A 7,944-nucleotide genomic window follows, 5' to 3' on the forward strand; every position below is an offset into this window, starting at 1 on the left:
ACAGTCTAGTTGGCTTGTGTGTTGATGGTGAGGGTGGGAACAGTCAAGCTAGCACCCTGTTGCGAACCGAAAGCACGCTGCTCGGTTGAGGCGGTTTTGAGAGCTTGCGGAAGTGAGACAAAAGCTTGAGATGATGGGAAGGAGTCCACTGTAGTGAGCTGCGCAGCTTGGTTGCGAATGTAGCTCAAAACCGCATCACTGGTTTGTGCGTCTCCCAGCACAACGGCTGATTGCGGGGCGCTCGCAAAGGGCGTAATCAAGCTTGCATAATCAAAGACGGCGGCTTGCACCTCCTCAGCTGTCACCGCCTGAGCGGCAGGTGTCTCAGGCTTAACAGATGGAGTCAAAATCACAAAAGAAGTCGCTTTGATAGGTGCTCCAGGAAGGGTAATGAGTGGATTATCCGGGTTGGTCAAAATATTTTTCAAAGTTGCGTGCTGGTCGGTATCTGCCAAAGCAGTCATGACCGCCAGGCCCATGATTTCCTCAGTGCTGGCATCACCACTCGGCGCAGTCTCTAAATAGCCCACCAGCTGCGGCGCCAAGGATGAGCGATACTGAGAGAATCCAGTATTCAAGAGCTTCTCGGTTAGATTCACCACGCTCACTTGAGCACCCGTAGCAGTTAGACTCTGCACTGTCTTTTCCACATCTGCACTGGCCACCCCGGGGAATACCAGCAGAGCAGTTGAGTACCCGGACAGAAGATTGTGGTTTACTTGTTTGCCTAGCTCGCTGAGGTAATTCTCCGACCGACTAATATCGGCCTGAAGTGAACGCACTTCCTCGTTCAAATTGGCGTTTTGCTCCCGCACTGAGGCGACTTCCCCGCTGAGAGCATCCGATACCGTGGCTTGAAGCGGGCCCGCACCAAGAGCTACGCCGATTCCGAGGGCGAGGAACACCGCGGCTAGTGAAGTAAGATGGTATCGGTAGTCAATCATGGTTTTCTCCTCAGCAATGATGCAAGCATTGCAACGATAAGTAATACTCCCGCAACAGCTATAATCCCGATCCCTACCGGCCAGGACCACTCACCGCCCAGCAGCCAAATTGACTGCCCCCACGGGGTTAGCATCCAAGCTGAGCCTAAAGCGATGAGAGCAGTAAGCATCAGCAACCAGACGTACGCTGCGCGCATCGGGCGCGCATACAGGAGTTCCGCAGCACGTGGGGTGGCGATAGTCCCGTTCGCAACGAGATGGGTAAAGAACGAGGAAGTCATCCCCTGTCGGCCCTGATCAAGGAACTCATCGAAAGAGTTGTAATCCCCCACCGGGATGACTAGAGATGAACCTTTATGAACACACAGCATAACAGCCGTGTCTAAATCGGTTAGTCCTGAAGTGATGGTGTGATAGTTCAAGCCAATCGAATCAAGCCGCGAATCTTTGAGGTGTTCTTGGAAGGTTGAGCGCAACACAATCACTGCGCCTGATCGAACAGCCGCATCAGAGGCTGCTTTCACATTGCCTGTGATTAAGGAGGGACGATGCCCCTGCCTAATCAGGGTATCTGCACCAGAACCCACGCCAACTAGGATGGGCCGGTGCTCACGAATCAAGGTGCTCAACCTTCGCAACTGTTCTTCTGCTTCAGCACCGGGACCGACAACAATCGAAATCCGGTCTTTACAACCCAGCGGAATCTGAGAAAACCCGGTTCCTTCAAGGAGAGCATCCTGCTCTCGACGCAAAAATTCTTTGGTATTAGCAGCGAAAGATTCCAGCTGCTCCCCCATCCCGAATCTTGCTTCACTGCTGAGCTCAAGATAGCGAGAAGGGGTCATGATTTCACCCTCGGCGACCAACTGGTCAGCGAGATAGATGCGGTTTTCCGCTACCGAAACCAGCTGCCCCTCCTTCAGCCCGAGTACCGCGGTACCCAAAGAATCTAGTAAGGGAATACCTGCATCCAAAAGCACATGTGGGCCGCGGTTCGGGTAGCGTCCCGTGACGGAAGGAGCCGCATTGAGAACGGCTGCCGGACGAGCCTCAGCCAAAGCTAGCGCCGCCGCCCGATCAAGGTCAGGATGGTTGATAACGGCAATATCTCCGGCTTCAAGCTGAGTCGCCAAGGCCACAGTATCGTCACCTAAACGAATCCGGCCTGAAACACTCAACGGACTGGATTCCGAAACAACTACTTTTTTACTCATGATTGTTTCATCCTAGCGGCATTTAGCAGTTCAAGCGCGTGGGCACGCGCAACATCGGGAGTTGAGTCACCTGAAAGCATTCGGGCTAACTCCTGCACGCGTTCGTCCTCACTCAAAGTAGTCAATTCTGTGCGGTTATCTGCTTTTGAGACCAACACATGCTGATCGGCATATGCTGCTACCTGCGGTACGTGAGTTACCACAATCACCTGATGATTTTGGGCTAGTTGCGCCAATCGAGCGCCTACCTCAACGGCTGCCTGGCCACCGATTCCTGAATCCACTTCATCAAAAATGAAGGTGTGATGACGAGTATCTTTACTGGTGAGGCTGGCGGCTACTACCTCTAAGGCCAGCATTACCCGAGATAACTCACCTCCGGAAGCCCCCTGCGCCAGCGGCCGCAAAGTCGCTTCAGGATGGGGTTGCAGAGAAAAGACCACATCTTCTAGACCATAGGGTTTGGGTTTGTCTTGAGTCACCAAAACTGCTTCGAAGTGTGCATCTTGCAAAGCAAGATTATCTAGTTCCGCAGTGACTTGACTAGAAAGTTGCGCCGCAACGTGAATACGTTTCGCGCTTAACTGTTTACCGGTTTCAATCACCCGCTGCTGAGCAGTTTTCAACTCTGCCTCATAGGTAGCTGTAGTAGATTCAGGATCTCCAATCAGTTCCAAGCGGATTTGGGCCTGCTCTGCCCAGTCTAGGAGTTCTTTCACAGTGGTGGCACGCCCTCGCATTGCCCTAGTGAGTTGCGCCCTGCGCTCATGCGCAGCAGAGAGTGCGCTCGGGTCACTTTCCAGTTGCGAACTATAATCCGCTATCTGTTCAGAAAGATCCGTGATTTCAATCAACAGCCGGTCTAGGTTTTCGCTAATCTCACCTAAAGAGGCATCGTTATGTTGCGCCTGCCGCAGTGCTACCAGCGCCTGCTCAAGCAAAGTGATTGCGTCAATATCGCTATCGCCATGTCGCAATGCCCGCAAAGCGGTGACCGTTTGCATCCGCAAATCAGTTGCATGTGTCAGGCGGTCAATCTTAGCTTTCAGTTCCTCTTCCTCGTCCTCGGCGGGATCTAGGGCCGCGACTAACTGGCACCCTTCCCGCAAAGACTCAGCTTCCAACTGATGAAGATGCGCATTTTCGGACCACTCATCCAAGCGCCTTTTCGCCTCCACGGCCCGTTGCCAAGCCTGCTGATAGGTGGCTTTAAGCGAGGCCAGCTCTGCGCCCCCGCAACGGTCAAGAATCTCTCTTTGCACCTGTGTTGAGCGCAAAGCGACCTGATCAGATTGCCCGTGAATAGTCACCAATTGTTCAGCTACCTCGGCCAGTATCGCAGCTGGGACCGGACGCCCCTGTAATCTAGCGCGCGAGCGACCATTAGACATGACCGTGCGAGAAGCTAATAGCTCGTCCTCTTCTAGATCAAGTCCAGACTCTTCTAAAACCGACTGTAGCGCAAGATCTTCCTCCGCCACCACAAAGACGCCATCAACCTGGGCTTTATCGGCGTGATTTTGCACATTATGAGAATCCGCCCGCTGCCCCAAAAGCAAGCCGATTGCCGTCAAAACAAGGGTTTTTCCCGCCCCAGTCTCACCGGTAACCGCCGTAAACCCAGAGCCCAGCTCAAGACGTGCCGATTCAATAATGCCCAAATGAGAGATATCAACTTCGGAAATCATGCGCTAGTCCCAGACCTCCAGCCATCTACAGGAAGCTGGAATTTAGAAACGAGGCGGGCACTAAAGGGAGCCTCGGAAAGAGCCGCTAACACAACCGGGTTGGGCGAGATCCGGGCCTCCACCAGAGCGCCTGGCTCAACCGGAAGCATTCTTTGCCCATCAAACCAGATCTCCAGATGATTAGGCTGCTCCACGTCAATCTCAACCTGCAAGACAGAATTACAACCAACCACTAGAGGCGTACGGAAAAGACCATGCGCCGCCAATGGAACCAACAACATGGATTCAACATTTGGCCACACAATAGGCCCACCTGCCGAATAAGAATACGCTGTGGAGCCAGTGGGCGTTGCGATAATGATCCCGTCAGCGGCATAACGTGATAAACCCAGCCCATCCACGCCGACTGTAAAATCAGCAGGATGGTCCAAACCCGAGTGCATGACAGCCGCTTCATTAAGAGCCCAGCCTTCTTCGACTCTGCCATCGCGGTGTTTGACGGTGACTTCGATGGTTTGACGAATATCTAATGTGAAATCCTCTTCTGCTAGACGAACCAAGGCCGCCCGAAAATCCTCCGCCCCGACTTCGGTCAAGAAACCCATCCGACCGGTATTGAAACCGATGATTGGGACCCCTTGTCTACGCCCATAATCAGCTGCGGCAAGTAGAGTTCCATCTCCGCCTAGGGCGATAACCAAGTCGACTCGAATATCGGGGTTACGGTCGATGGCAGCCCGTTCAACCACTTGGAGGCCTAAACTGGCGCAGGTTGCCCGCACCACTTCGCCGCCTTTGATGGCTTCTTCACGGGTGGCGTGCTGAATCAGCAGGATCGTCCTAACCATTCTTTATCTCCCGGGCGCTAACTTACTGACTTATTATCACCCGCTGGGCCTTGAGCTACTGCGCGTCGAATCGCGGCTTCATATTCGTCAGCAGCTAAAGCTTGGGGATGTTGTTTTCGCATTGCTAAGAAGTACTCTACGTTCCCTGCCGGTCCAGGTAAAGGACTTGCCGCCACCCCGTAGATATCTAGACCAAGCTCATGAGCACAATTCGCTACTTTGAGTACGGTCTCAACATGATGATCTAGGTTTCTCACGACGCCACCTGAGCCTAATCTTTCTTTCCCAATTTCGAACTGGGGTTTCACCATCAGGAGGTAGTCTGTGCTTTCCCCACCGCACTTCACTAGGGCAGGCAAAATCAACGTCAGGGAGATGAAACTGAGATCACCCACTACCAGCTCAGGCGTGTAGCCGACTTGCTCCGGCGTCAATGTACGCACATTGGTGCGGTCCAGTACTGTCACGCGGGGATCGGATTGCAATTTCCAGGCTAGCTGCCCATATCCGACATCTGCTGCGACCACATGCTTAGCGCCACGCCGGAGCAAGACATCGGTGAATCCGCCGGTCGAGGCGCCCGCATCAAGACAGTTTCGTCCCTGTACCTGCGGGGCGAGGGAGCCGAGGATGTTTAGGGCCCCAACCAGTTTGTGCGCTCCGCGAGAGACGTAGTTTACTTCATCACTTTCGATGACAAAAATCGGTTCCGCAGGGTTAATCTGGCGTGCCGACTTGAACACTTCCATCCCGGAAACTTTTACCCGCCCAGCCTGAATCAGTTCTTGGGCGTGGGCACGCGAATGCGCCAGTTTACGGCGCACCATTTCAGTGTCGAGTCTAGCCAGTTTAGCCATGGGTGATACGTGCAGAGTCCAAGCTGGCAGCCAGCTGCCCGCGAAGCGAATCTAGAGCCTGCGCTTGCTCAGTAATCGGCAGCGCGCTAATTTCCTGGAGTCTTGATTCGACTTCAGGTAGCTCAAAGTTCTCCCCCAGCCCACGCGCCAAATCCTTCGGGTTTGGAATGGGGGTCGAGGGAGAATCTGAATCAGTCATCTAAATTTTCCAGCTCGGGGTCAGCCTCAGGCTGGTCTAGTTCGAAAAGAACGGCGTCCGTTTCTTCTGCATCTTCAACTTCAGCGGAGTCAATGGCAGATTCTTCAACTTCAACTACGAGTTCAGCATCGACAGTTCCGGGTTCCTCTGTCTGTGCTACTTCCTCGTTCTCCTCAGTTTCTACCTGCTCTTCGCTGGTGAGTTCTTCCGCAACGGCTTCTTCTTCAGCTTCAGTTTCCCGCTCTGGGACGGGAACTAGCACGTTGCCTTCTTCGTTCGTGACTACCGTGAAGTTGGGGCAGCGAACCTTGTGGCCGTTATCAATGGTTTCCCAAGCTGCGGCCACCACCGCGCGATAGTTGTCGAGGGTAATAGCAGATCCTTCAGTCAAAGGATCCTCATCAATGAAGATATTTCCCCACCTGTCGACATGTACGGACTCAGACGAGCCGCAAGTCCAGTGCCCATCGGTGTGGTGACGCGGGTGCGGATGCGGCTCAGCCAACTGACGCATATCAATCGCCAAGTAGGCAGGACGCTGGTTGTAGTCACTCAGGACAATATCGCGTGCGGTTGAGACACCGGTGAGCACGTGCATTGCAAGGTAACGAGCAGCCCGGGCACCTTGAATATCAGTATCCAAACGGTCACCAACAGTGAGGACCTGTTTGACATCGCCAGCCAGTTCAGCTGCCTTACGGTAGATACCGGGGAAAGGTTTACCGCCGGCAAAGGCATTCCGTCCAGTGCAATGTTCAACTGCCTTCACTAGGCTGCCGTTACCGAGGGCAAAACCTCGTTCTTGGGGTAGCGAAGCATCAGTATTGGAAGCGTAGAATCGAGCACCATTATTAATAGCGTAGCTAGCCTCCGAAAGACGGGCCCAGTCAATATCGGCCGACCAGCCCTGCACCACCGCATCAGGATTATCGTCAGCTGATTCAACGATGGTGAAACCGGCATCGCTAATGGCTTCGCGCAATCCATCTCCACCGATAACGAGGATTTTGGCGCCAGCTTCAAGGTCACCTGCCATAATGCCGGCAATATCCATAGCTGCGGTCATGACGTTCTCTGCTAAGGCTTCGATTCCCAGTCCCTGAAGCTTTTCAGCTACCTGAGCTGGGGTGCGGGAAGCATTATTCGTAACGTAAATGTCCTGCAGTCCATTTTCCTCACGCGAAGCGTTAATGAACTCTGCTGCGTTGGGGATCGGCTCATTACCGCGGTAGCAAACTCCGTCGAGGTCATAGAGGGCGGCATCGTAAGCCTCAGCCAAAGGAACCTTGCAACCGCGCACTGCGGAGCGGACATCATCAATATCTGATTCAACGATTTCCTCTAGGTCATAAATGTCGATGTCCTCAGGAATTTCAGGAATTGCCGCTTCCAGCTCATCAGCTTCGGCTTCGCGACCGAGTTCACGGAGACGATCGACCTTCACCGACATCAGGCGTCCGCGCACCTCATCATCATAGTCTTCGGGGAGTTGCGAAAGTGCATCATCAACAATCACCAGTGCGGCTTCATTCTCACCCAAGTCAGCGCGAGCGGCTGAAGCAACAATAATCAGTTCAGCCTGCTCAGCGGTATCTAAGGATTCAAAGTCGGTCTCATTGATAATTTCAAGAGCCTTTTCTGGCTTACCTGCAGCGCGCTCACAATCAGCTTCAACCGCCCGAAGAGCATCTGAGCCGGAAAGTCTGCGAACTGCACGAACTTCCTTCAAGGCTTCATCGTATTTACCGACTGCGTATGCGGTCAAAGCCGCAGCTTCACGCACTACATCTACGCGGCCAGCGCGAGCAGCGGCAGCCTGAGCATGCTGGTAAGCAAGTTCTGGTTCATCATCAATGAGTCTGCCGGCGGCCACCAAGTGACGGGCCACGGTTTCAGCATTAACACCTGATAGTGTGCGTAGCTGGGCCTGAACTTGACGGTCAAGATCTTCTGCTTTGATATCGCCAGGAATCTCCGGTTCGTTATTGCTACGCGCAGCGCGAGATGCTTGGCTTTCACGCCGCTCATCGAAACGACGTGCACCCTGGTCATCACGGTCGAATCCGCGCCCACCGCGATCCCCACCGCGATCATCACGATTAAAGCCACGGCCACCACGACCACCATCACGGCTACCGCCCCGATCATCACGGCCAAAACCGCCACGCCCTCGACGATCATCACCATCATTATT

General features: G+C 53.8%; 7 protein-coding genes. All 7 read right to left on the reverse strand.

What is annotated here, in order from left to right; translation table 11 throughout:
- Positions 1-5 precede the first annotated feature (5 nt).
- Entirely contained in the window at positions 6-944 is a 939-nt protein-coding gene (locus BM477_RS04170) for a copper transporter (protein WP_075361405.1), read from the reverse strand.
- Positions 941-2,158: a putative cytokinetic ring protein SteA gene (gene steA, locus BM477_RS04175; protein ID WP_075361406.1), complete on the reverse strand. Its 1,218-nt coding sequence runs from the start codon at positions 2,156-2,158 to the stop codon at positions 941-943. Before steA ends, BM477_RS04170 begins: the two co-directional genes overlap by 4 nt.
- The gene (gene recN / locus BM477_RS04180) at positions 2,155-3,846 is read right to left on the reverse strand and encodes a DNA repair protein RecN (protein WP_075361407.1); all 1,692 of its coding nucleotides are present in this window, start codon (positions 3,844-3,846) and stop codon (positions 2,155-2,157) included. The genes steA and recN overlap by 4 nt, the downstream gene beginning before the upstream one ends.
- Complete coding sequence (locus BM477_RS04185) at positions 3,843-4,694, reverse strand: NAD(+)/NADH kinase (RefSeq protein ID WP_075361408.1); 852 nt, start codon at positions 4,692-4,694, stop codon at positions 3,843-3,845. Before BM477_RS04185 ends, recN begins: the two co-directional genes overlap by 4 nt.
- Before the next feature lie 17 nt (positions 4,695-4,711).
- Positions 4,712-5,551, reverse strand: a complete 840-nt coding sequence (locus BM477_RS04190; protein WP_075361409.1) for a TlyA family RNA methyltransferase — start codon at positions 5,549-5,551, stop codon at positions 4,712-4,714.
- The gene (locus BM477_RS04195) at positions 5,544-5,750 is read right to left on the reverse strand and encodes a hypothetical protein (protein ID WP_075361410.1); all 207 of its coding nucleotides are present in this window, start codon (positions 5,748-5,750) and stop codon (positions 5,544-5,546) included. The genes BM477_RS04190 and BM477_RS04195 overlap by 8 nt, the downstream gene beginning before the upstream one ends.
- A partial coding sequence (locus BM477_RS04200) for an HAD-IIA family hydrolase (RefSeq protein WP_075361411.1) occupies positions 5,743-7,944 on the reverse strand: 2,202 nt, incomplete at its 5' end. The genes BM477_RS04200 and BM477_RS04195, both read right to left, overlap by 8 nt.

Origin of the sequence: Boudabousia marimammalium (assembly GCF_001936115.1) — a bacterium.
GTDB lineage: Bacteria > Actinomycetota > Actinomycetes > Actinomycetales > Actinomycetaceae > Boudabousia > Boudabousia marimammalium.